21 protein-coding genes are annotated in these 23,167 nt (G+C 60.2%); 13 read left to right on the forward strand and 8 right to left on the reverse strand.

Features of this window, described 5'->3' with window-relative positions:
* Positions 1 to 56 precede the first annotated feature (56 nt).
* Positions 57 to 3,248, forward strand: a complete 3,192-nt coding sequence (locus tag ACIQ39_RS10655) for a filamentous hemagglutinin N-terminal domain-containing protein (protein WP_396434578.1) — start codon at positions 57 to 59, stop codon at positions 3,246 to 3,248.
* 208 nt (positions 3,249 to 3,456) lie between these two features.
* Positions 3,457 to 4,254, forward strand: coding sequence for a hypothetical protein (locus tag ACIQ39_RS10660; protein ID WP_396434579.1), 798 nt, complete (start codon positions 3,457 to 3,459; stop codon positions 4,252 to 4,254).
* A gap of 84 nt (positions 4,255 to 4,338) precedes the next feature.
* Here ACIQ39_RS10660 and ACIQ39_RS10665 read toward each other — a convergent pair whose 3' ends face one another.
* From ACIQ39_RS10665 to ACIQ39_RS10680, 4 genes are all read right to left on the reverse strand, one after another.
* Entirely contained in the window at positions 4,339 to 4,653 is a 315-nt protein-coding gene (locus ACIQ39_RS10665; RefSeq protein ID WP_396434580.1) for a BON domain-containing protein, read from the reverse strand.
* A gap of 144 nt (positions 4,654 to 4,797) precedes the next feature.
* Positions 4,798 to 5,403, reverse strand: a complete 606-nt coding sequence (locus tag ACIQ39_RS10670; RefSeq protein WP_396434581.1) for a PAS domain-containing protein — start codon at positions 5,401 to 5,403, stop codon at positions 4,798 to 4,800.
* 144 nt (positions 5,404 to 5,547) lie between these two features.
* Complete coding sequence (locus ACIQ39_RS10675) at positions 5,548 to 8,376, reverse strand: chemotaxis protein CheB (RefSeq protein WP_396434582.1); 2,829 nt, start codon at positions 8,374 to 8,376, stop codon at positions 5,548 to 5,550.
* A 30-nt stretch (positions 8,377 to 8,406) separates the two neighbouring features.
* A complete protein-coding gene (locus ACIQ39_RS10680) occupies positions 8,407 to 9,126 on the reverse strand; it encodes a Crp/Fnr family transcriptional regulator (RefSeq protein WP_396434583.1) in 720 nt (239 codons plus the stop codon).
* 365 nt (positions 9,127 to 9,491) lie between these two features.
* Between ACIQ39_RS10680 and ACIQ39_RS10685 the strand changes: the two genes are divergently transcribed.
* The 4 genes from ACIQ39_RS10685 (at position 9,492) to ACIQ39_RS10700 (ending at position 11,620) form a co-directional block, all read left to right on the forward strand.
* The gene (locus ACIQ39_RS10685) at positions 9,492 to 9,788 is read left to right on the forward strand and encodes a hypothetical protein (RefSeq protein ID WP_396434584.1); all 297 of its coding nucleotides are present in this window, start codon (positions 9,492 to 9,494) and stop codon (positions 9,786 to 9,788) included.
* A complete protein-coding gene (locus tag ACIQ39_RS10690) occupies positions 9,761 to 10,171 on the forward strand; it encodes a hypothetical protein (protein ID WP_396434585.1) in 411 nt (136 codons plus the stop codon). Before ACIQ39_RS10685 ends, ACIQ39_RS10690 begins: the two co-directional genes overlap by 28 nt.
* Positions 10,168 to 10,293: a hypothetical protein gene (locus ACIQ39_RS10695; protein ID WP_396434586.1), complete on the forward strand. Its 126-nt coding sequence runs from the start codon at positions 10,168 to 10,170 to the stop codon at positions 10,291 to 10,293. Before ACIQ39_RS10690 ends, ACIQ39_RS10695 begins: the two co-directional genes overlap by 4 nt.
* A 79-nt stretch (positions 10,294 to 10,372) precedes the next feature.
* Positions 10,373 to 11,620, forward strand: coding sequence for an OmpA family protein (locus ACIQ39_RS10700; RefSeq protein ID WP_396434587.1), 1,248 nt, complete (start codon positions 10,373 to 10,375; stop codon positions 11,618 to 11,620).
* A 102-nt stretch (positions 11,621 to 11,722) separates the two neighbouring features.
* Here the strand turns inward: ACIQ39_RS10700 and ACIQ39_RS10705 are convergent, their stop codons facing one another.
* The 3 genes from ACIQ39_RS10705 to ACIQ39_RS10715 form a co-directional block, all read right to left on the reverse strand.
* Complete coding sequence (locus tag ACIQ39_RS10705; protein WP_396434588.1) at positions 11,723 to 11,863, reverse strand: lmo0937 family membrane protein; 141 nt, start codon at positions 11,861 to 11,863, stop codon at positions 11,723 to 11,725.
* Between the two features lie 12 nt (positions 11,864 to 11,875).
* A complete protein-coding gene (locus ACIQ39_RS10710) occupies positions 11,876 to 12,106 on the reverse strand; it encodes a glycine zipper 2TM domain-containing protein (RefSeq protein ID WP_396434589.1) in 231 nt (76 codons plus the stop codon).
* A 175-nt stretch (positions 12,107 to 12,281) separates the two neighbouring features.
* Positions 12,282 to 12,824, reverse strand: coding sequence for a TIGR00645 family protein (locus ACIQ39_RS10715; RefSeq protein WP_396434590.1), 543 nt, complete (start codon positions 12,822 to 12,824; stop codon positions 12,282 to 12,284).
* A gap of 376 nt (positions 12,825 to 13,200) precedes the next feature.
* Between ACIQ39_RS10715 and ACIQ39_RS10720 the strand changes: the two genes are divergently transcribed.
* Positions 13,201 to 13,842 carry an MBL fold metallo-hydrolase gene (locus tag ACIQ39_RS10720; protein ID WP_396434591.1) on the forward strand — a complete coding sequence of 214 codons (642 nt, stop codon included), beginning with the start codon at positions 13,201 to 13,203 and terminating at the stop codon, positions 13,840 to 13,842.
* A 42-nt stretch (positions 13,843 to 13,884) separates the two neighbouring features.
* Here the strand turns inward: ACIQ39_RS10720 and ACIQ39_RS10725 are convergent, their stop codons facing one another.
* Complete coding sequence (locus ACIQ39_RS10725) at positions 13,885 to 14,757, reverse strand: M48 family metallopeptidase (RefSeq protein WP_396434592.1); 873 nt, start codon at positions 14,755 to 14,757, stop codon at positions 13,885 to 13,887.
* Positions 14,758 to 15,076: 319 nt separating this feature from the next.
* Here ACIQ39_RS10725 and ACIQ39_RS10730 point away from each other — a divergent pair, with 319 nt between their 5' ends.
* From ACIQ39_RS10730 to ACIQ39_RS10755, 6 genes are all read left to right on the forward strand, one after another.
* On the forward strand, positions 15,077 to 16,450 hold the full coding sequence (locus tag ACIQ39_RS10730; RefSeq protein ID WP_396434593.1) for an AmpG family muropeptide MFS transporter: 1,374 nt from the start codon (positions 15,077 to 15,079) through the stop codon (positions 16,448 to 16,450).
* A gap of 123 nt (positions 16,451 to 16,573) precedes the next feature.
* A complete protein-coding gene (locus tag ACIQ39_RS10735) occupies positions 16,574 to 17,275 on the forward strand; it encodes a response regulator transcription factor (RefSeq protein ID WP_396434594.1) in 702 nt (233 codons plus the stop codon).
* A gap of 24 nt (positions 17,276 to 17,299) precedes the next feature.
* Complete coding sequence (locus ACIQ39_RS10740) at positions 17,300 to 18,607, forward strand: sensor histidine kinase (RefSeq protein WP_396434595.1); 1,308 nt, start codon at positions 17,300 to 17,302, stop codon at positions 18,605 to 18,607.
* A gap of 403 nt (positions 18,608 to 19,010) precedes the next feature.
* The gene (locus ACIQ39_RS10745; RefSeq protein ID WP_396434596.1) at positions 19,011 to 20,207 is read left to right on the forward strand and encodes a TolC family protein; all 1,197 of its coding nucleotides are present in this window, start codon (positions 19,011 to 19,013) and stop codon (positions 20,205 to 20,207) included.
* The gene (locus ACIQ39_RS10750; protein WP_396434597.1) at positions 20,200 to 22,503 is read left to right on the forward strand and encodes a type I secretion system permease/ATPase; all 2,304 of its coding nucleotides are present in this window, start codon (positions 20,200 to 20,202) and stop codon (positions 22,501 to 22,503) included. The genes ACIQ39_RS10745 and ACIQ39_RS10750 overlap by 8 nt, the downstream gene beginning before the upstream one ends.
* On the forward strand, positions 22,500 to 23,072 hold the full coding sequence (locus tag ACIQ39_RS10755; RefSeq protein WP_396434598.1) for a biotin/lipoyl-binding protein: 573 nt from the start codon (positions 22,500 to 22,502) through the stop codon (positions 23,070 to 23,072). Before ACIQ39_RS10750 ends, ACIQ39_RS10755 begins: the two co-directional genes overlap by 4 nt.
* Positions 23,073 to 23,167 lie beyond the last annotated feature (95 nt).

Raw genomic sequence — 23,167 nt, forward strand, 5'->3', positions numbered from 1 at the left:
GGCTTCACCCATTTGGTGACCTCTGTAAATCCGTTGAAACTGGCTACCAGTCTAGCTTGCGGCCGGTTTATGCAACGTCAACTGCCGGAAATAGGATCAATTGGCAAAGCTTTGGCATTGCAGCGGGGCAGACCGTGCAGTTTGTGCAACCGAGTCGCAGCGCCGTGGCGTTGAACCGGGTGACGGGGGCAGAGCCCTCGGCGATCTTGGGCCGCTTGTCGGCCAATGGCCAAGTGTTCTTGGTCAACCCCCATGGCATTTTGTTTGGCCCCGGAGCCTCGGTGGATGTGGGGGGCCTGGTGGCCTCAACTTTGAACATCGCTGATGCCGACTTCATGGCCGGGCATTACCGGTTTGCCGGCCAGAGCACGGCCGACCTGCTCAACCAAGGCCGTTTGCAAGCAAGCGAGGGCGGCTACGTGGCGCTGCTGGGCACCCGGGTCATCAACCAAGGCCAAGTGCTGTCCCCGCGCGGCAGCGTGGTGTTGGTGGCCGGCCAAGTCATGCGCTTGGATGTGCTGGGCGAACAATTGCTGGGCGTGCACGTCGCGCAAGGCGTGGACGATGCACTCTTGAGCAATGGCGGTCTGATGCAGGCCGACGCAGGCCAAGTGCTGATGAGCACCCATGCAGCGGGTCAATGGCTGGGCAATGCGGTGAACAACACGGGCGTGTTGCAGGCGCAGACCGTCGAAAACCGACAGGGCCGCATTGTGCTGTTGGGCAACATGGACAGCGGCAGTGTGCACCTGAGCGGCACGCTGGATGTGAGCGCAGGCGCGGGACAAAATGCGGGTCGCGTGTGGGCCACGGCCCACCAAGTCGGTGTGATCGGCGCGCACATCAAGGCCTCGGGCGGCGCAGCAGGTGGGCAAGTCTCGATGGGCGGGGGCTACCAAGGCAGCGAACCGTCTTTGCCACACGCCCATGCGGTCTATATGGACGCCAATGCCCGCATTCAGGCCAACGCCCTGGCCCAAGGCGATGGTGGTCAGGTGGTGCTGTGGGCCGATGGCAGCACACGGGCGCGGGGCCAAGTGTCGGCCCGTGGGGGGGCGCAAGGTGGCAACGGCGGTTTGATCGAAACCTCGGGCCAATGGCTCGACGTGGACGGACTGAAGGTCGACACGCGAGCGCCCATCGGGCAGACCGGTACATGGTTGCTGGACCCCGCCGACATCACGATCTCCAGCGCAAGCACCACCGATGCCACCGCTACAGGCAGCGTGTTTGCACCCAATTCGGGCCTCAACGCCGTCAACATCAACGTGGCCGATCTGGTGACCGCCTTGGGCACCAGCAACGTCACCGTGCGCACTGCAAACACCGGCCTGAGCGGTGCAGGCTCAGGCGACATCGCTGTCAACTCGGCCATCACCTGGACAGCGCCCACCACGCTGAGCCTGAACGCCGAAGGCGACGTGAATGTGAACCAAGCCATCACGGGCACCGGGGGCAGCTTGGCTTTGAATGCCGGACGCAACGTGGTGGTGGATGCAGCCACCACCACCACCACAGGGCGCCTGGCTTTTACGGCGCTACAAGATGTACGGCTGAATGCCGCCACCACCATCACCACTGGCGAGCTGCAAGCAGTGGCAGGGGGCAACGTGGATGTGAATGCGGCATCATCCATCACCACCGGCAATATGGTGCTGCGCGCCGACAACGACGGCACGGGCCCAGGCGCAGCGCAGGGCAGCGTGCGCATCACCTGCGGCACCCATTGCCTGACGGTGAACACGGGGCAACTGCGCATTCGTTTCAACCCGGAGAACTACGCCAGCACCAGCAGCGAGACCTTGGCCTATGCCAACAATTTGACCGGTGGCGGCACACTCGAGGCCAAAGCTTGGGTCTTTGGTCAAGGCAACAACAAGGTCTACGACGGCCTCGCCGCGGCCACGCTCAATGGCCTGATGCCCGATGTGACCGATGCCCCACCCCCAGTGACTTTGGGGTCTGTCGGCGCAGCTAGTTTCGACACCCCCAATGTGGGCACAGACAAAAAAATCACTCACACCGCCACTTTTTCAAACGCAGCGTACGAGCTTTTTGCCACTGCACAAGCGCCAGCAGGCGTGTACCAAGCCCGGGCCGACATCACACCTCAAGCGCTGGTGATCAGCGCGCAAAATGTGAACAAGGTGTACGGCCAAAGCCCCGCCTTGACTGAGTTTGTGACCAGCGCCTTGGTGAACGGCGAGAGCGTAGACAGCGTGCACATGAGCAGCGCCGGCCAAGCGGCCACAGCCGGTGTGGCGGGCAGCCCCTACGCCATCGAGGCCAGCGCTGCCACGGGCAACAACTTCACACCGAGCAACTACAGCATTGGCTATGTGAACGGGGTGTTGACGGTGAGCCCTGCCGCCTTGACGGTGACCGCGCAAAATGTGAACAAGGTGTACGGCCAAAGCCCCGCCTTGACAGAGTTTGTGACCAGCGCCTTGGTGAACGGCGAGAGCGTAGACAGCGTGCACATGAGCAGCGCCGGCCAAGCGGCCACAGCCAGTGTGGCGGGCAGCCCCTACGCCATCGCGGCCAGCGCTGCCACGGGCAACAACTTCACACCGAGCAACTACAGCATTGGCTATGTGAACGGGGTGTTGACGGTGAGCCCATCGGTGGTGGTGCCACCGACACCAGAGCCAGAACTGAACGATCCTGAGGCCCAAGAACCTGAGCCACCAATCGTCATCGAGCCCGAGTCACCGACTGAAGAACAGCTTGAGCCACCGGTCACCGAACCGCCCGTGGAAGAGCCGCCCGTCACCGAACCGCCCGTGGAAGAGCCGCCCGTCACCGAACCGCCCGTGGAAGAGCCACCGGTCACCGAACTCCCCGTGAAAGAGCCACCGGTCACCGAACTGCCCGTGGAAGAGTCACCCGTCACCGAACTGCCCGCGACAGCGTCACCCATTGAGGCACCAGTCACAGCAAAAAACGACGAGCGACTGACGCCAACCCTTGAAGACCAGGCCTTGCCCAAGCCCCTGTTGCGGGATCAACCGCCCGTGCTGTTGACTGTTTCGCCACCTTTGCCCTCGGCGCAAGGGCCAGTGACAGGGCCTCAGACCCCTGCACCTGCGCCAAAACCGATGCCCGTGGTGATGCCCGTGGTGATGCCAGTGATGATGCCAGTGATGATGCCCGTGGTGCAAGAGGAACCCCAGCGCGTGCTGCCCAAGCCTGTGCAAGACCCAGGCCCGCTCCTGCCAACCAGACCACCCAAGCAAGACCGCAATTGAAGCTGAAGCTTGCCGCAGATTGAAAACCATGGCCCACCCGCCACCCAAGATGCCCATGTCGCGCGCCATGCACCGAGCTGTGGCAAAACTGTCGCAGGTCTGGCCCGGTAAGGCAGGCAAAGACCCATGCGAAATCGAGGCGAGCTGTAACGCGGATAAGCACTGCCGTGACGCAATTTCAGACCTCCAAAAAGGCGACAACAAGCGCTTGAAAAGAGCTCGTACAGCCCACCGACTGGGCTGGCTGTGGGTGCATTGCGCGTTGGCGCAGTCGATGGCCATGACGGCCGCAGCGCAATCTCCCAGTCTGGCGATGGCGCATGTTTTTCAGCCCATGGCGCAGTCTGAAAAGCAACAAAACACAAGGCTCTTTGCAGACGCATGGGGACTGGACCAACCCGACCTGGAGCACAGGCGTGTGCGCACCTCGGGACTGGGCCTCTTGAGCGCGTCGGCGTCGGTGCAAGCGGTGGTGCAGGGCTCATTGCACTGGGGCGATCACCAAGGCTGGCCCTTTGTCGTGGTCGACAAAAAACAGGCGCGGGTGTATGTGTTCAGCGCCACGGGTCGTTTGTTGGGCGAGGCACCGGCATTGCTGGGTTTGGCTCTGGGTGACCTCGCAACGCCTGGCATGGGCGATCGGCCTTTGTCCCAAATTCGCCCAAAAGAGCGCATCACGCCGGCCGGGCGCTTTGTGGCCGAGATGGGCCGCAACACAGCGGGTCAAACTATTTTGTGGGTTGATTATGAGCAAGCCATTTCAATTCACCCGGTGCGCAGCTTGAACCCGCAAGAGCGGCGTTTAGAGCGTTTGGCTTCCAACTCTGCACAAGACAAACGCATCACTTACGGCTGCATCAATGTGCCTTTGCTGTTTTGGCGCACCGTGGTTTTGCCCACATTTCAGGGTACGCAAGGTGTGGTGTATGTGCTGCCCGATCAACTGTCTCTGGATGCGCTGTTTGGGCAACGCTTGTGGCCAACAAAAACGGCGACAGACAAATGAATCTGCCGCCGCCGCTGGTGTCGACCTGATGGCCTTTGCCGTCTGCTTGGTGCAGCTCTGAGGCTCAGGCCGTGCTGCCTGGTATCAAGGGCGCACAGCGATCTCGTTGCGCACCGCAGTCACGCCCTTGACGCCGCGTGCAATGGTCTCTGCCCGGTTGCGCTCCAAAGTGCTTTTGGCAAAACCCGAAAGCATCACAGTGCCCTTCAAAGTCTCGACACTGATGGAAGAACCGGCCACAGACTTGTCTTCAAAAAAGCGTGATTTGACCAAGGTGGTGATGCCGGCATCGTCGATGTAAGCGCCCACGGTCTCTTGCCCACGCGAAACCGCACAGCCCGAGGCGAGCAGCAAGACCAGAGAAGAGGCCAAGGTGGCCCAAGTTGTTTTTCGAATCATGTTGTAGTCCTATCGTGCAATCTGTTGGATCGGCCAAGCCAAAGCCTGACTCCATGCTTGTCGCAGCGCCCAAGGGGCAACTGCTCAAGACAATGCATCTTAGGAAAAGGCCGCTGCCAAGTCGGTGCGCCAGAACACACTCGCTCAAACCGATGGGGGCGGGGCGTCCACCCAGGCCAGCAACACGCCCGCTGCCAGTGGGTTGACACGAACAGCGGCGACCACGTGGCGGCCATCGCGCGCCGGTACGCGCAGCACCAAGCCCAGCGAAGCGGCAGGCTTGTTTTGCAAGGCAAGGTCCAGCCACGTTTGTGTGCGCTGCACGTCAGCTTTGGCCACCCAGTGGGTCAAAGATTTGCCAACGCAAAACGTGCTGCTGGCGTTCAGATGCTGCAGTGCCAAGGCATTGCACTCGAGCACACAGCCTTTGTCATCAAGCACCAGCTGGGCGCATGCAGAGGCATCATGCAGCAGTTGCTGCCGTTCACAAGTGGCCTCTAACTCTGAGCGTGAGGTTTGCAATTCTTCGTTTTGCAAATCCAGCTCCACTTGATGCACCTGCAATTCGTGCAGCAAAGCCAATGCGTCGTGGGCGGTTTCGGGCGATGCAGCCAGGTCAAACAATACGCGCAGGGCCACGCTGGCATCTTTGGCCACACTCAGACCGGAGCCATGGGCTTGAAGCAGCGTTTTGGCGCGCTCACGCAGGTTGGACTGGGGCTGAGTGAAGTGAAGGCTTGCGGAGGTCATGGGTGCAATCTGTGTTGGGCTTAGGGTCTGATGTGACGGGTGCAAAGTTGGGTGCAAAGGTGAGGGCAAGTACAAGGACAAATGTCAAACAAGGGGGGTGTCAATTTGGGGTGTCAAGCCGTCTCAGTCGAGTCGACGTGATGCTCAATTGGCTTCGCGCAAACGAAACTCCAGCGCTTTGGCGGTGCTGATGTCCACAAAGGTGAGCACCGCGCCATTGACCATATTGGCCAGCGTGCGGTAGGGCATGATGCGCACCGAAAACCAGCGCCCATCGGCGGCCGAGACCGACTTGGTCAAAGGCTTCAAGCTGGTCAAAGTGGCTTTCACATCCTCCAGCAGCAAGGGGTAATCGAGGGTGTTGGCCAGATCGCTCAAGGGGCGACCCACATCGGCCTCGCGCAGGTGAAAAATGGGTGCAGCTTGTTCGGTGTAGCGCCGCACATTCAACTCGATGTCTAAAAAAAGCGTGGCAATGTCGGTGCTGTTGAGCAGGTTTTGCATGTCGCTTTGGGCCAAGGCCAAATCGTCCAGGCGGGTCTGCAATTCGCTGTTGATGGTTTGCAACTCCTCGTTCATCGACTGGGCTTCTTCTTTGGATGTGGTCAGCTCCTCGTTGGCCGATTGCAGCTCTTCGTTGCTCAGTTTCATCGAGTCGTTGAGCGTGAGCATCTGGTCTTTCGAGGTCTGCATGTCTTGCCGCAATGTTTGCATTTCTTGTTGTGTGTTTTGCAGCTCGGCATTGAGCGCTGCATCGTCCGATGTGGCCGGTCCTGCTCCTGCAATGCTTGTCGGCAATTCTTTGAACACCACCATGGCCATGCCGGCCAAGGCTTGGGGTTCTTGCAAAGGGTGCACCGTGACCTGCAGCTGACCTGTGCGCGTGCTGATTTGGGGCAAACCATTCAACACCACCGACAAGCGCTCTTGCAAAGCTTGGCGCAAAGCCATGGCGATCGGCGTGCGCAACCCGGGGCGAAGCATGACGTGCAGGTTCCAGTTGGCCTTGCCCGCGGCGGGCTCCAAGTATTGGCCGGTGCGGCCGCTGATATAGACAATGTCACCCGAGGCATTGACCAGCACGGCGGCCGGTGAAAAAGCTTGCAGCAGCACTTGGTCTGCCAGTGTTTGCAAGTTGGGGATGGCACCCGAGGCGGATGAAGACAGCGATGGGGTGGGTGTGGGTGAGGTCACGCTCAACTCCTGAAGGGGTGTGCGCGCAGAGGCGCGGCGGTGAACGGGAAATACCACGGAGCCAGGCAACAGCGTTTGTGCCAAGCGCCTGTAAATGCGTGAGCGCGGCACCAGCGTGCTGAACAAATGCTGTGAACGCCCGATGGTCTCAGCGCTGCCCAGAACCAAGGTGCCACCCACGCGCAAACTGAAATGGAACAAGGGCATCAAGCGCCGCTGCAGCGTGGCGTTGAAATAAATCAACACATTGCGGCACAGCAGCAGATCGAGTTGGGTAAAGGGGGGGTCCACGATCACATCGTGCCGCGCAAACATCACCATCGCCCGCACATCGGGGTGCACCGTGAAGCCGCCTTCGTGGGGTGTAAAAAAACGCTCGCGACGCGTGGCCGAAACGCCATTCAAGGCCTGCGCACTGTACCAGCCCTTGCGCGCCACGGCGATGGCCGTGGCGTTGAGGTCGGTGGCATAAATTTGCACGGACAGGGCTTGGGGCCTTGGGCTTGCTTGGCGTATTTGGGAGGCTTGCAGTTCTTGGGCTTCGCGCAGCAGCATGGCCAGGCTGTAAGCCTCTTCGCCGGTAGAGCAACCCAACACCCAGGCCCGCACGGGGCCGTCATGGGGATTTGCCAGCAGCCCCGGCAAAACACCTGTGCCGAGGTCGAGCCAGACCTGCGGGTCTCTGAAAAACGAGGTCACGCCGATCAGCATCTCAGAAAACAACACGTCCAACTCTTGCGGGTTGCGCTGCAAGTAAGGCACATAGTCGGCCATGTTGGACAATTGGTGCACATGCATGCGCCGCTCTACACGTCTGAGCAAAGTGCTGGGCTTGTACAGCGAAAAATCGTGTTGCAAATGTTGGTGCAACAAATCCACAATGGCCTGCAAAACATCGGTGAATACAGCGGGCGCCACCTCTTGCGTGACCGCAAAATCAGCGTCCAATTCAGACCCCTGTGCAAGCCCCAATGCAAGTTCTGCCTTTGGCCCAAACCCCGACTCAGGCCCAGACTCAGGCCCTGACTCTGGTGCGCTCCTGGGTATGGGCCCCAAGTCCCGGTCTTTGCCATCGTTGGCTGCGCTGCGCAACAGCTTGGGTTGGCCTAAAGCTGCATCAGGTCGGGCGTCCAAGCGGGTGGCATCAGGTGTCGCCTTGTTTGTCGCAATCGCGCTTCGCGCCACCCACTGCGCAATCAGGCTGGGCAACTCGGCGGGTGGGGCCATCGCGTGGACGCAGCCTGCGTCAATCGCACTTTGGGGCATGGCGGCAAATGCGGCGGTCTCGGGTTGCTGTGCCAGGCACAGCGCAGAGGCGCTGTGCAGGGCCTGCAAGCCGGCGGTGCCATCGCGCCCCATGCCCGACAAAATCACGCCCACAGCCCTGTCGCCTTGGTCTTGTGCCAACGAGATCAAAAAGCTGTCAATGGCCTGGGGTGAACTGTTGGCTTTGCGCGCGGGTTTGAAGTGCAGGCAAGAGCGCACCACACGCAACTGCCCGCCCGTGGGCATCACGTAAATGTGGTTGGGGGCCAGCACCACACCGTTTTGGGCATCGTGCACCGGCAAAGGGGTGATGCGTTGCAACAAACTGCCCAACAAAGTTTTGTGCTCGGCGCTGGTGTGTTGCACCACCACGTACGCCAAACCTGAGTCGGGCGATACCTGTGCAAAAAATTGCTCCAGAGCCTTCAGACCACCGGCCGATGCGCCGATGCCCACGGTGCGCGGGCCTTCATGCAAGGGCAAAAAGGGCTTGGACTCAGACAAAATGGTCAATCATGGCAAAACCCTTGGGGTGAAGCGATTTCAAGCGTCCAATCGCAAAGGCAATAGCCGATCGTATTCGGTTTTGATCACTTGGTAGCATTCGCATGCGCTGCCCTCCATGCCCGCCCGGTCCAGCACCTGAACACGGCCTCTTGAATAGCGGATCAAGCCTTGGCGCTGCAAGCGCATCGCGGCCTCACTCACGCCCTCGCGGCGCACGCCCAACAGGTGCGCTACTTTTTCATGCGTGAGCAGCAGCTCGGTGGTCTCTGAGCGGTCCAGGCTGAGCAACAAAAATCGGCTGAAGGCGTTGTCCACCGTGTGGTGGCGGTTGCACACAGAGGTTTGTGCCATTTGCGTGATCAGCGCTTGTGTGTAGCGCAACAACAAGTGCAGCAGCGGTGTGGAGCGTTCAAATTCTTGCAGCAAGTCCACGCCGCGCATGCGCAAAAAAGAGCCCGCCGAAAACACCGTGGCATTGCTCGTGGTGGACAAACCACCCATGAAACTGGACACGCCCACAAAGCCTTCAGGCCCGACCAAAGACAGCACGGATGAGTTGCCGTTTTCAATCTGTCCGTGGAGCGCCACCAGCCCGTTCAGTGGGAAATAAACATGTGAAAAACTGGTGCCAGCTTCGATCAAAGACTCGCCAGCAGGCAGATCAACTTTGGTCACCAGGGGGATCAGACGGGCCCAGTCTGTTTCAGGTAAGCAGCCCAACAATTGGTTGCGTGGTCGGATGGTGGCAACGCTCATCCGGTGAACACCGGCGTGCGCGTCGGTGAGCCGATCGTGTGGATCGGCGTGAGATGAAGTTGTGTCATGAAGTCCCGTTCGAAGTGCCGACACAAGGCTTTACTTAGATCTACAAATGGCCGTGTGCGGTGGACCATCATGCAACAAATACAAGGTCTTGGTTTGATCTGGCGCAGACAAGCACAAGTTGTTGAAATGGTCTTTCGAGCTCTAGCGGCCTGGCGATTTTTTGAATTTGAAAAATACCGCGCCAGTGCGTGTGTCAGCCCACAGACTCAGGCCCCGCAGCGTCCTAGAGTGAGGGTCTCTCGATGTCACACAACCCAAAGGCGCTTATGTCAGATTCCAAAACAGCAAACGAAAAAATGTCCACACTCGGTACCCGTGTCACCAGCCAGGTGGATGGCTTGTTGGAAGAAGCGCAACCCGCGCTGAACCGCATGGGCCACCGTGTCAAAGACGAGTTGAACAACCTGAACGATTCGGGCAAAGATGTTTTGTCAGACGCCAAGCACAAGCTCGAAAAAGAAGCCCGCCACGTGCGCGTCACCACCGAGCACTTTATTCAGCACGACCCGATCCGCTCGGTCTTGATCGCTGCCGGCACCGGTGCAGTGGCCGCGTTGATGGCCTCTTGGCTGCTTCGTTCACGCCCACAGTGATGCTTGGGCTGCTGCTGAAAATGTTGTTGCTGCCACCGAGTTTGCTGATGTCGCATGCCAAGGCTTATGCCGACTTGGCCAATGAAGTGGGCGCACGTTACCTGTGCACGCTCAAGAACCGTTGGGTCTTGTATGGGCTGAGCGCCATGAGTTTCATGATGGCACTGTTTTTCGGCGGCGTGGCCTTGTTGTTGTGGAGCGCATTGTCTCTGCACGAAGCCCCGCATGCATGGGTGCTGCTGGCCTTGCCAGTGGCCACTTTGGTGGTCAGCGCGCTGTGTTGGTGGGGCGCGCGCCGACTGCGTGTGCAGCCCTTGCTGCAAGACATTCAGGCGCAAATTGCGCTCGACATTCGGGCCATTCAGCAATCGCAGCCGACATGAGTTCTGACGTCACGCCAGCGCAATCGCTGGCCAGCACGCGGGCTCAAATTGCGTTGGCCCTTCGCACACCTGCGTGGCAATTGCTGCTGCAACGGTGGCTGGCCGAGAAGGCCTCGCGCTGAAGCGCTGGCGGTTTTTCTTCGCGCCATTCCATTTTTTTTGTGACCCAGGCCGCAGGCCTTTTTTTGATTGGATATTTTTATGAAACGTTTCAACAAACCAGCACGCGCATCTATGCTGGTCTCTGCCATTTTGGCCAGCACGGGTGTGTACGCGCAAGACAGCTTCAACAACACAGGCATGTATGTCGGCATCGGCGCAGGCGAGACGACCGCCAAGTTTGACAACGACCGTGTGGCACAAAGCTTGCTGGGCTCAGGCGTGACGGTAGACACCCTGACCGAAAAGAACCGTGCCGACGGCTACAAGGCCTTCATTGGCATCCCTTTGTCGCCCAACTGGGCCGTTGAAACAGGCTACTTTGACTTGGGCCGTTACCGCATGGGCGCGACCACCACACCCGAAGGCACCTTGTCCGGCAGCACCCGCGTGCACGGCCTGAACTTGGACCTGGTGGGCACCTTGCCCATCACCGAGCAATGGTCCTTGTTAGGCCGCGTGGGGGCGATTTATTCTGATACCAAGGGCCAAATCAGTGGCACAGGCCAAGGCCAAGCCAGCGCTTTGCCATCGAGCAAACGCGATACGAGTTACAAGTTTGGTTTTGGCACCCAGTACGCCTTCACACCGGCTTTGTCTGTGCGCCTTGAAGGAGAGCGTTACCGCATCAACGACGCGATCACGCGGCATGCCAACATTGACTTGGTATCGGTCGGTTTGGTCTACCGCTTTGGGGCACCCGCGCAAAATGTGCGCACAGCCTATGCGGCACCCGCAGCGCAGCCGGTCTACCGTCCAGAGCCTGTGGTCGCACAAGCGCCCGTGGCTGCACCAGCACCAGCACCTGCACCTGCACCTGTGATGGCCCCCGCGCCGGTTGCAGCACCCGCACCTGTGCCAGCACCCACGCCAGTGCCTGTGCCAGTGCCCAAGCCGTGGGTCAAAGTGAACCTGCAGGCCGACTCTTTGTTTGGCTTTGACCAAGACAGCTTGCAAGCCGATGGCAAACAGGCTTTGGACAAACTGCTGCAAGAACTCAAAACCGTCAATGTCGAGGCGGTGCAAATCACCGGCCACACCGACCGCTTGGGTTCAACCGCCTACAACGAACGCTTGTCAACCCGGCGCGCCGACGCGGTGCGCAACTACTTGGTTCAAGTGGGTGGCATGCCTGCCAACTTGGTCACCACCAAGGGCGTGGGTTCAGCACAACCCGAGACCGCTGCCAATGACTGCAAGGGCATGAAAGCCAGCCAAGCCCTGATCACTTGCTTGCGCGTGGACCGCCGCGTTGAGGTGCAGGTCATGGGCACACAGCCACAACGCTGAAGCCCCATCAAAAAAGGCCCACACACCCAAGGGTGTGTGGGCCTTTTTTCAGGGCTGCCTGGCAAGGCTGCAAACGCTTGGGTCTGTATGCTCGAGCCAAGCTCAACGGGCTTTGATCACCCGCACCAGCACCACCACCACAGCCAGCACCAACAAGAGGTGAATCATGCCGCCCAAGGTGTAAGACGACACCAGGCCCAAAGCCCACAAAATCACCAACACCACGGCCAGAGTTTCGAGCATGGTGAGCGTCTTTCAGGGGGTCTTTTTGATTTCGTGTCCGATGACACCACCAGCGGCCGCACCGCCCAAAGTGCCAGCGGCGCTGCCACCGGTCAAGATGGCACCCCCCACGGCACCAACGCCTGCGCCCACGGCGGTGTTCTTTTCTTGCTGTGTCATGCCCGCGCAGGCGGCCATGGCCAACGAGGCCACGGCCAACAGCGCGGTGCCTGAAATGCGAATCAATGGGTGAGGGGTATGCATGGCTGAACTCCTTGTCTTGAAAGACGAATGACCGGCCCACGCCCGAACCACCATGGCGGGGGCTTTGGCCAGAAGCCTCAAGGTAAAAGAATGCCGTTCAATTGTCTGTCCGGCAGGCCACGTAAGTCGGTCACGGGCGGGCGCTGAGGCCAAGCCTTGCGCAAAACAAAGCGGTTTAAGATTTGCGGTTATCGCTGATCCAGTCCGATGCGGCAAACAAAAACCCCGACACCACGAAGGTCAGGTGAATCGCGATCTTCCAGCCAATGTGCTCGCCCGACATGGTTTGGCTCACCAAAAAAGCTTTGAGCAACTCGACGGCCGAGATCGCAACGATGGCGCTGATCAGCTTCATCTTCAAATCAGAAAAGCCCACTTTGCCCATCCATGCGGGCCGGTCCTCGTGCTCACCGATGTTGAGTTTGGAGACGAAATTTTCGTAACCGCTGAACACAATGATCAGCAACAACACGGCAATCAGCGCAGTGTCCACCAAAGTCAAAATGGAAATGATGGTGTCGTGCTCGTAAAAACCCATCACGCCCATGAGCAAAGAAAAAAGCTCTTTGGCAAACTTCACCAAAAGCACGCCCATGGCGATGATCAGGCCGATGAAAAAGGGGGCCAAAATCCAGCGGCTGGCAAAGATGGCCTTTTCCATGGTTTTCTCCATGGTTTTCTCCATGGTTTTTTCAATGCCTGCGGTTTTTTTATCCATGTCGTGCGCCCAGTCGGTTTTAAGCGTCAATCTTACTTTGCCGCCTGCCCAGGGTAAGCGGGCTTTGCGAAGGTGTGGGTGAGCTTGCTGTCGGTGGCGGCTGTGCATGGGGCGGCTGTGCATGGGGCCCCTGCACCCGTCGTCCCGGCCCTTGTCTTTGTGTCATCCCGGCCTTGAGCCGGGATCCAGTTCTTGTCGCTGGTCTTTGCGAAAAGTGCTGGTGCACACGAGATGCCGGGTCCTGAGCCGAGATCACACCATTCAGACGCCACAGCCAGGGGGCCAGCTGATCGGGCCCAATCCCTCAAGGCCCAAGCATAGGGGGTGCAGACCAAGGGCCATCGCATAAGATGCGGTCTCGCGAAAGGCCCCTCACATGTTGCAATACCAAACCATTCCTGTCACGCCCTTCCAGCAAAACTGCTCCCTTGTTTGGGACGACCAAAGCCGTCAGGCCGCCGTGGTCGATCCAGGTGGTGACCTCGATCTGATTCTGGGCGCTGTCGCACAACACGGCCTCCAGCTTGAACAAATCTGGATCACCCACGGCCACCTCGACCACGCCTCGGGCACGGCCGATTTGGCTGAACAACTCGGCGGTTTGCCCATCATCGGACCGCACCCTGCTGACCAGTTTTGGATCGACGGTTTGCCGCAGGCCGCAGCGGCCTATGGTTTTCCGCCCGCCAAGGTGTTCAAGCCCACGCGTTGGCTGGCCGATGGTGACACCGTCACGCTGGGGGCCCACACTTTGCAGGTGCGGCACTGCCCCGGCCACACGCCGGGCCATGTTGTGTTTTATTCACCCGAGATCAAACGCGCTTTTGTGGGCGATGTGTTGTTTGCCGGCAGCATCGGCCGCACCGATTTTCCGCAAGGCAACCACGACGACCTGATCGCCAGCATCACCCAGCGCCTGTGGCCCATGGGCCATGACACGGTGTTCATCCCCGGCCACGGGCCGGAGAGCACCTTTGGGCGCGAGCGGCAAAGCAACCCCTATGTTCGCGACAAATGAAAGCACCAACACCCGGGCCGCTAGGCTTGGACTCAACCCCTGTCAGCCCCGACGAGCTTGTTCGTACAAATGCTGCACCTTGGGCAGGTTGGCCTGTAAATCTTGAATCCGGTTTTTCCCGCTGGGGTGGGTGGACAAAAAGTTAGGGCTGCCGTTGCCGCTGGCCGCCTGCATTTTTTGCCAAAGACTCACACTGGCCTCGGGTCGGTAGCCCCCGCGCGCAGCAATCTCCAGACCCACCAAGTCAGACTCGGTCTCGTCGTCGCGGCTGTATTTGAGGGTCAGCAACTGCGTGCCCAAGCTGGCGGCGGTGTCGCCCAATGAGCCCAAACCCAACAATTGCGAGGCAATAGACAAACCAAAACTGGTCGCCTGAGTTTTGGCCAAGCGCTCGCGGGCGTGCTCGCGCAAAGCATGTGCCATCTCATGGCCCATGATCATCGCGACCTCGTCGTCATTCAACTTCAGTTGGTTCAATATGCCGGTGTAAAAGGCGATTTTTCCGCCCGGCATGCACCAAGCGTTGATCTGCTTGCTGCCAATCAAATTGACCTGCCACTTCCAGTCAAGTGAACGTTGGTTCCACGGCGCAGTGTGGGGAATGAGTTTTTGAGCAACGCCGCGCAAGCGCTTTAACTGCGGGTGGTCGTCGGGGGCCAAAGCCCCTTGGGCCTTGGCTCCGGCCAGCACTTGGGCGTATTGCTGGCGCGCCGAAACTTCAAGCGTTTCGGCAGGCACCAGTTTGCGCAAACCCGAAGAAGAGCCCACGTTCACTTGGGCCAAAGCCGACCCGGCCGCCGTGGCACCCGAGGCCAGCAAAAAAGCGCGCCGCGCTTGCCATCGGGGCGCAGACACGGGCAAGGCACTCGGCCCGGTGTCGGTGGAGGAGGTCTTGATCTGGCAAATAAAGCACATGGTAGGCAAATGATAGCGAAACATCGCAAATCAAGCCCGCCGGTGGTGGCTGTGCTGCAGACGTGCAGCCCTGCAGCTGTATGCGCTGACGCCAAAGCTTTGCACAAATGGCCGCACCCTGGCGCCTCAGACCCAGTGAAAATCGCCAGTGACCAACTGAGTTTGGTTGACACCCCGTCGCCAATGTCATGGCGAGCGCAGCGCGGCAATCTGTGGATGGATCCGTTTCTCGCACCGACGCGGCACATCGATCCGCACGTTCACCACGCTGGCGAGCTGATCAATTCTTGGCCTTCACGTCTGAATCGATAATGCAGCCATGTCTGACCCCTTAGCCTTGACCCCGAAGCCCGCCGACCCATCGCCAAGCCCCGTGCGCACTTGGCCCGAGGCCTTGCGGCTGTATTTGCAACCGGCATCCTTGCGCATGTTGGCGCTGGGCTTTGCAGCCGGTCTGCCTTTGTTGTTGGTGCTGGGCACGCTGAGTTTTCGCTTGCGCGAGGCGGGCATTGACCGCAGCACCATCGGCTACCTCAGTTGGGTGGGTTTGGCCTATGGGGTGAAGTGGGTTTGGGCCCCCTTGGTCGACCGCATGCCGATTCCTTGGCTGACCCGCCGCTTGGGACGCAGGCGCAGCTGGCTTTTGTTGTCGCAAATCGTCATCGCCGGTGGTCTGCTGGGCATGGCCCTGAACGACCCTTCGCAGCTGCTCGGTCCCTTGGTGGCCTGTGCCTTGTTGGTGGCGGTGGCATCGGCCACACAAGACATCGCGCTGGACGCCTACCGCATCGAGTCGGCCGAGGTGAACGCCCAAGCTGCTTTGGCCGCCAGTTACCTCACAGGTTACCGCTTGGCCATGATCTGGGCGGGTGCTGGCGTGTTGTGGATCGCCGCCTTTGCCCAAGGCGAGCAGGCGACTGGCTACGCGCAAGCGGCCTGGCAAGCGGCTTATATGGTGATGGCGCTGAGCATGTTGCCGGGCATGCTGGTGGTGTTGGGCTCGTCAGAGCCAGTGCCCGCGCCCTTTGCGCCGGCGCGCAACCTGGCCGAGTGGCTTCAAGCTGCGGTGATTGAGCCCTTTGCCGATTTTTGGTTGCGTTACCGTTGGCAAGCGTTGCTGCTGCTGGCCTTGATCGCCTTGTACCGCATCAGCGATGTCGTCATGGGCATCATGGCCAACCCGTTTTATGTGGACATGGGTTTCACCAAAACCGAAGTGGCCAACGTGACCAAGGTGTACGGCGTCATCATGACCTTGGTTGGCGCATTGGTCGGCGGCGTGCTGTCGGCGCGCTTGGGTGTCATGCACGTGCTCATGCTCGGGGCTGTTTTGAGTGCGGCCAGCAATTTGCTGTTTGCCTGGCTCAGCGGGGTGGGGCACGATGTGCAGGCCTTGGTATGGGTCATCTCGGCTGACAACATGGCCAGCGGCATCGCGTCGGCGGCCTTTATTGCATATTTGTCCTCGCTCACCAACATCAGTTATTCGGCCACGCAATACGCACTGCTCAGCTCCATGATGCTGCTGCTGCCCAAATTCATTGCCGGCTTTTCGGGTGATTTTGTCGACGCCTACGGCTACGCGCAATTCTTCACCGCCACGGCTTGGCTGGGCTTGCCCGTGTTGCTGTTGGTGGCACTGGCTTCGCGGGTACACGCCAACACACCAAGTCGTTTGCCACCCCGGACTTGATCCAGCGTCCAAGACGCGTTGTGGCTTGACCAATGGGGGGGCAAAAAGGATGGCGTGCGCTGGATTTACCCAGATTTACACAAACGACACGCCAAGCGCTTTCAAAGCGACGATGATGGAGCGATGCAACAACTCTTGATGATCGAAGACGATGCCCGGTTGGCCGGCATGGTGCTGGACTACCTGGGGCAAAACGGTTTTGCCGTAGACCATGCGCCCGATGCGCACAGCGGTCTGGCCCGGTTGCAAACCCCGGGCGTCGACTTGGTGATCCTCGACCTGATGCTGCCCGACCTGGATGGCCTGCAGGTGTGCCAGCGGATCCGCGCCCTGCCCGGTGTTGTGGGTCAGGTGCCGGTGCTCATGCTCACGGCCAAGGGCGACCCCATGGACCGCATCATTGGTCTGGAGATGGGGGCCGACGATTACTTGCCCAAACCTTTTGAACCGCGTGAGCTGCTGGCCCGCATCAAAGCCATTTTGCGGCGCAAAAACACCACGCATGACACGCCCAAACACCTGATGCAATTTGGCTCGCTTGAAATTGACCGCGACGCCCGGCGCGTCAGCGTCAAGGGCCAAGACTGCGAGTTGACCTCGTACCAATACGACCTGTTGGTGGCCTTGGCCGAACGCGCTGGCCGAGTGCTCACCCGCGACCAAATCATGGAGGCTGTGCGAGGCCGCGAACTTGAAGCCTTTGACCGTTCAATCGACGTGCACATGGGCCGCATCCGTGCCGCCATCGAAGCCGACCCCAAAACGCCTTTGCGCATCCTGACCGTGCGCGGCGTGGGCTATGTCTTTGCCCGGCAACAAGACTGAAAACCAAAGCAAAACCCCGATCCCATGCCCTTGCAAACCTTCACCCGGCATTGGTCACGTCACCTGTATTTGCGCATCTGGCTGGCCGTGGTGGTCGGCGTGGCGCTGCTCATGCTGGTGGTGGGCTGGGCCTGGCGGGCCACGGTCGAACACCACGCCGCCCCGCCCGCGCCACGCGAATGGGTGGTGCTCAATGCCCAAGGCGAGGTGTTGGCCAGCACCACACGCACAGCGCCACGTGCACCTTTGAGCTTTGATGTGCGTTTGCCAGATGGGCAAATCTTGCCCCTGCAAGTGCAGCGCAAAAACGAAGGGCCGGACGAGCGCATGCGCACACCCGCCATGCAAGGCATGCCGGGCATGCCCGGCATTTCTGCAGCGAGGTCTGGCGCGGACGGACGTTTGCCCCCCCATTTGCGCAAAGACATGCCCTGGTGGGCCAAGCCCTCGGGTTTCTTTTGGATGCTGGGCCTGATTGGTCTGGCCGTGGCACTGGGCCTGTACCCGGTGGTGCGCCGATTGACGCAGCGCCTTGAGGGCCTGCAGCGCAGCGTGCAGCGCTGGGGCGAGGGTGACTTGTCGGTGCGCGTGCCTGTGCAAGGGGCCGACGAAGTGGCCGACTTGTCCATGCGCTTCAACGCTGCGGCCGAGCGCATCGAGGGCCTGATGGCCGCGCAAAAGTCTTTGCTGGCCAACGCCTCACACGAACTGCGCTCGCCCATGGCCCGCATACGCATGGGCCTGGAGTTGATGCACGAGCCAGCGTCCAATGCCGCAGCACAGGGGCGCAACCGCGACGAAATATTGCGCAACCTGTCCGAACTCGACCAACTGATCGACGAGATTTTGCTCGCCAGCCGATTGGACGCGCATGAGGTCGACATCGGCACGGTGGAGCCGGTCGACTTGGTGGGCCTGTGCGCCGAAGAGTGCGCCCGGGTAGGGGCACGCTTGCAAGTGCCACAAGGCTTGGCGCAACTGGACGTGCCCGGAGTGGCCAAGCTGCTGCGCCGCATGGTGCGCAACCTGCTCGAAAACGCTCGCCGCTACGGCGCCGCTGCGCAGACAGACGAAGTGGTTTTGCGCCTGCACGCAACCACTGGCGGCGCAGAGCTGAGTGTCAGCGACCGAGGCCCTGGCGTGCCCGAGCCATGGCGACAGCGCATCTTTGAGCCCTTCTTCAGACTGCCCGGCGCCAGCGAACAAGTGGGCGGCGTGGGCCTCGGACTGGCCTTGGTCAAAAGCATTGCCCAGCGACACGGCGCGTCGGTCGAATGCAGCGCCGCGCCAGAGGGTGGCGCGCTCTTCACCGTCAAATTTCGCGCTGACTGAACCGACCCGGTTCAATTTGCAATGCGCAAGGCCTAAGCGCTTTTTCAGTTCCTGGCCGCTGCCATTTACATCCCAGTCCCTGACACGGTCATTCAGGACTCGATCCGGCGTCCATTGCGGGCGGCAGGCATTAGCAAAGGGCAACGCCGACCACGGCATCGCGGGTCTTCGCCCAGGGTGATGGGTACAGGGTTTTGTCATCTCGGCCTCATTCTCTTGTTTGATGCCAACTGCCCTGACCGCTCGACAACAACTCGAATTTCGCGTTTTTGCACAGCGGAGACCACATGGCCGATAATGAAATGCATTAAAAACAAAAAAATTGCAAAAAAATTTGTAATTTTCGCGAAAAATGCTACTCGTAATTCGGCCGATTCTTTGTTGTCTTGCTGGCATGCTGTGGATGGCTTCGCCTGTCTGGGCTTCCGAGGTCACTCTGGCCCAATTGTTAGAAGTCGCCTTGGTCAAACACCCCAGCGTGCTGCAAGCCCGCAGCCAAGCCCAGGCCTCAGGCTTTGAGCTGGAGGCCACCCGTTGGAGCCGATACCCCACACTCAGCTCAGAGTTGCGTACCGACCAAGGCACCAACCTCAGTGTGGCCAAACTCGAACAGCCGGTATGGACTGCCGGAAAAATCAGCTCCCGCATTGGTTTGTCAGAGGCCAATCTGCGCGTGGCCGATGCGGGCGTTCTGGAAGCCGAAACCACCGCCATGAACCAAGTGGCGACGGCTTTTTATGAAGTCTTGCGCCTGCAAGACCGCTTCAACAGTGCCCAAGCCAAAACCCTCGAACATGAACGCTTGTTGTCGCTCATTGAGCGCCGCGCCAAGGCAGAAATCACGCCTCAAGCCGACGTCACGCTGGCCCAAGCCCGACTGCACCAAGCCATCAGCGAAAGAATCCAGATCAAGCGCCAGTTGGACGCATCTCTGTCCACACTCGCCAATTGGACCGGGCCCCTCCCGGGGCCCTTGCGCATACCCCAAAGCATCCGGCTCCAAGCCAGCAGCTCGGTTGAGCAAGCGCAGGACAAAGCATTTGCTTTTTCTGCCCAACGCAAACGCCTGCTGGCTCAGTTGGACAGCGCGCAAGCGCAAATCAAGGTCAGCCAATCGCAAATTTACCCCTCGCTCATTGCCGGCTACCAACACAGCTGGGGCGGCCAAGTGCCGGCTGCGACCGACCGGGGGCAAGCCTACCTGAGCATGCAATTTCAAAGCGGTGCCGGGCTCAGTGCACTGTCGGGTGTGCAAGCAGCTGTCGCACGCCAAGCCGCTGCCCAACAAGAACTCGAAACCCTAGAGCGCCAACTGAGCGCGCAAATCAGCACCGCCATCACCGAACTGCAAGCCCTGCAAGCCCAAATCGAGCCCGCCAATGCTTTGCAACTGGGCACAACCGACATCGTGGAATCGTATTTGCGCCAATACCAAGTGGGCCGCAAAAATTGGCTCGACGTGCTCAACGCCCAACGCGAAAAAACCCAAGCCCTCTTCAGCTTGGCCGACACCCGCTTTGGTCTGCAGCTGGCGCAGCTGAACTTGCTGATATTGACGGGCGACATCGCCGCCCAAGCTTTGAACGCCCTCCATGACTGAACTCACCTCTACTGCCAGCGCCGCAAGCCCAGATGCCGCAGCCAAGCACCTGCAAGACTCCGAGCTGGCCACGCTGCTGTCCAAGCTGGCCGCCCTGCAAGGGCATGCCGTGCCGGCCTACTTGTTTGGCAGCACCGACCAAAATGCCAGTGGCCTGAACCTGGCCGAACTGAGCCGCAATGCCAGGGCTTTAGAGGTCTGGCTGACCCATTTCCCGCAAGGCCAAGCCCAAGCCGTGCAGGCGGCCAAAGCCACGCCGGGTCAATTCCCCCTGCTGTGGTTGTCGCAAGACCAAAGCCAAGCCCGGCTGCTCAAAGGCCAGCTCAGCAGCGGCGCCTGCATGGCCGAAGATGCGCAAGGCCAAGCGACCGAGTTGAGCCTGAACGCGCTTCAAAGCGGCCAAGCCCTGGAGCTCAAAACCCACCAGACATCTGACGCAGACCATCAAGACGGCCCGCGCAGCGCAGGTGAATGGTTTGCCTACGTGTTGGGGCGCTACAAGGGGGCCTTTTCACAAGCGGTGTTTGCCACCTTCATCATCAGCTCCATCGGCCTGTTTGCGGCCATGTACACCATGCAAGTCTATGACCGCGTGGTGCCCAGCAAAGGCTACTCCACCCTGTTCGTGCTCAGCGTGGGCGTGGTCATCGCCATCCTCATGGAGCTGCTCATCAAACAAGTGCGCGCCCACATGGTCGAGCGTGCCTGCAAAGCCATCGACCAAGAGCTGTCTTCGGTCTTTTTTGGCAAAGCACTCGAGATCCGCATGGACGCCAGACCCCGCACCGTGGGCACCTTTGCCTCGCAAATCCGGCACTTCGAATCGGTGCGCAATTTCCTCACCTCCTCCACCCTGTTCATCCTGGCCGACGCCCCCTTTGCCATTTTGTTTTTGGGCGTTATCGCCATGATCTCGCCCTCCGTGGCCCTGGTGCCCTTGGTCATGGTGCCCTTGTCTGTGCTGCTGGCTTTGTTTTTTCGCAAACCCATCGAAAACCTCACCGCCGAACACATGGCCGAATCCAACCGCAAAAACGGCTTGCTGATTGAGGCCATCGACGGCATCGAATCCATCAAAGCGGGCAACGGCGAGTGGAAAATGCTCGACCGCTGGCGCAAGCTCACCGCCACCATCGCGCAAAGCGAATTGCGCATGCGCGCCCTGACCACGCTCTCGACCAACCTGGCACAAACCCTGCAGCAACTGACCTACATCGGCATGGTCGCCGTGGGCTCTTATGCCATCACCACCGGCGACCTGACCATGGGCGGCTTGATCGCCTGCACCATCATCAGCGGCAGGGCACTCTCGCCACTGGGCCAAGTGCCTGGCCTCATCGTGCAGTGGAAACACGCCCAAATCGCCCTCAAAGGCCTGGACAGCATCATGGCCCTGCCCAGCGACCGCGATGCCAACACCCGGCAGGTGGTGCCCCAAAGCTGCCAAGGCCAGCTGCGACTGGAAAAAACCAGCTTTGCCTATGGTGAGGGTAAACCCATACTCGATGTGCCTGCGCTGCAAATCCAAGCCGGCGAACGCATCGCCGTGCTGGGGGCCATTGGCTCGGGCAAATCCACGCTCATCAAAATTTTGTCGGGCCTGTACCAGCCCAAAACCGGCCACGTCTTTTTGGACGGCGTGGACATGACCCACCTGGCCCCCCAATTTGTGCGCGAACACATCGGCTACCTGCCGCAAGACGTGCGCCTGTTTCAGGGCAGCTTGCGAGACAACCTCACACTCGGGCTGGCTTCGCCCAGCGACAGCCAAATCCTGCGCGTGGCCGCCATGACCGGGCTGGACCAACTCATTCAAAGCCACGCCAAAGGCCTGGAGCTGGAAATCACCGAAGGCGGCAAAGGCCTGTCCGGCGGCCAACGCCAGCTCGCTGGCCTCACGCGCATGCTGCTGCTGCAGCCGCGCATCATGCTGCTCGACGAACCCACAGCCTCCATGGACGGCCAAAGCGAAAACCGCATCATCCAGCACCTGTTCCAGCAAATTGCCCCGGCATCGGTCCTGGTCATCGTCACCCACAAGCCCGCCTTGCTGGCCCATGTGGGCCGCGTCATCGTGGTGGACCAAGGCCGCATCGTGCTCGATGGCCCGCGCGACACCGTGCTGGCCCGACTGCGCGGCGGCGCCGCCCCGGCCCCCACCGCAAGCCAGCCCACCCCGGCCAACGCCCCGGCCAACGCCCCGGCTAACACGCCGGTCAATGCCCCAGCCACCACCCCGGCCAACACGCCGGCCCTGACCGTCAGCGACACTGCCCCCACAGAGCCCACAGCATGAACTTTTTATGGTTTTTCAGGGCGCGCAAAAACGCCACCAACGCACACCACCAGGCCATCAACGCCGCGCGCTTTGGCCAACTTGCCGCCATGGTCTGGATCGTCTTTGGCGTCCTGGTCATCTTTGGTGTCTGGGCCCACTGGGCCACGCTGGACCAAATCACCCGCGCCCCCGGCGCCGTGATTGCCAGCTCCAGAACCCAAATCATCCAATCCCAAGAAGGCGGCACCATCAACGACCTGTTGGTCAAAGAGGGCGACACGGTCGAAGCCGGAGAAATCTTGCTCAAATTCGAGCGCACCCGGTTTGAAACCAGCTTCCTCGAAGCCCGCGCCAAAGCCGCTGGCCTGCTGGCCACCGTGGCCCGGCTGCAAGCCGAAGTGCTGGGCACCCCACTCGCATTCCCCCAAGAGCTGGCCCAATACCCCGAGTTCAAAAAAAGCCAGGCCATGCTGTTCAGCAAACGCCAAGCCGCCATCAGCGAAGAGATCACCGCCCTCGACAGCATGATCACCCTGGTGCAGCAAGAACTGCAAATGAACCTATTTCCGGCAGTTGACGTTGCATAAACCGGCCGCAAGCTAGACTGGTAGCCAGTTTCAACGGATTTACAGAGGTCACCAAATGGGTGAAGCCAAAAGACGCCAACTCGCTGTCCAAACGC

Source organism: Limnohabitans sp., from assembly GCF_044361645.1.
Classification (GTDB): Bacteria; Pseudomonadota; Gammaproteobacteria; order Burkholderiales; family Burkholderiaceae_C; genus Limnohabitans_A.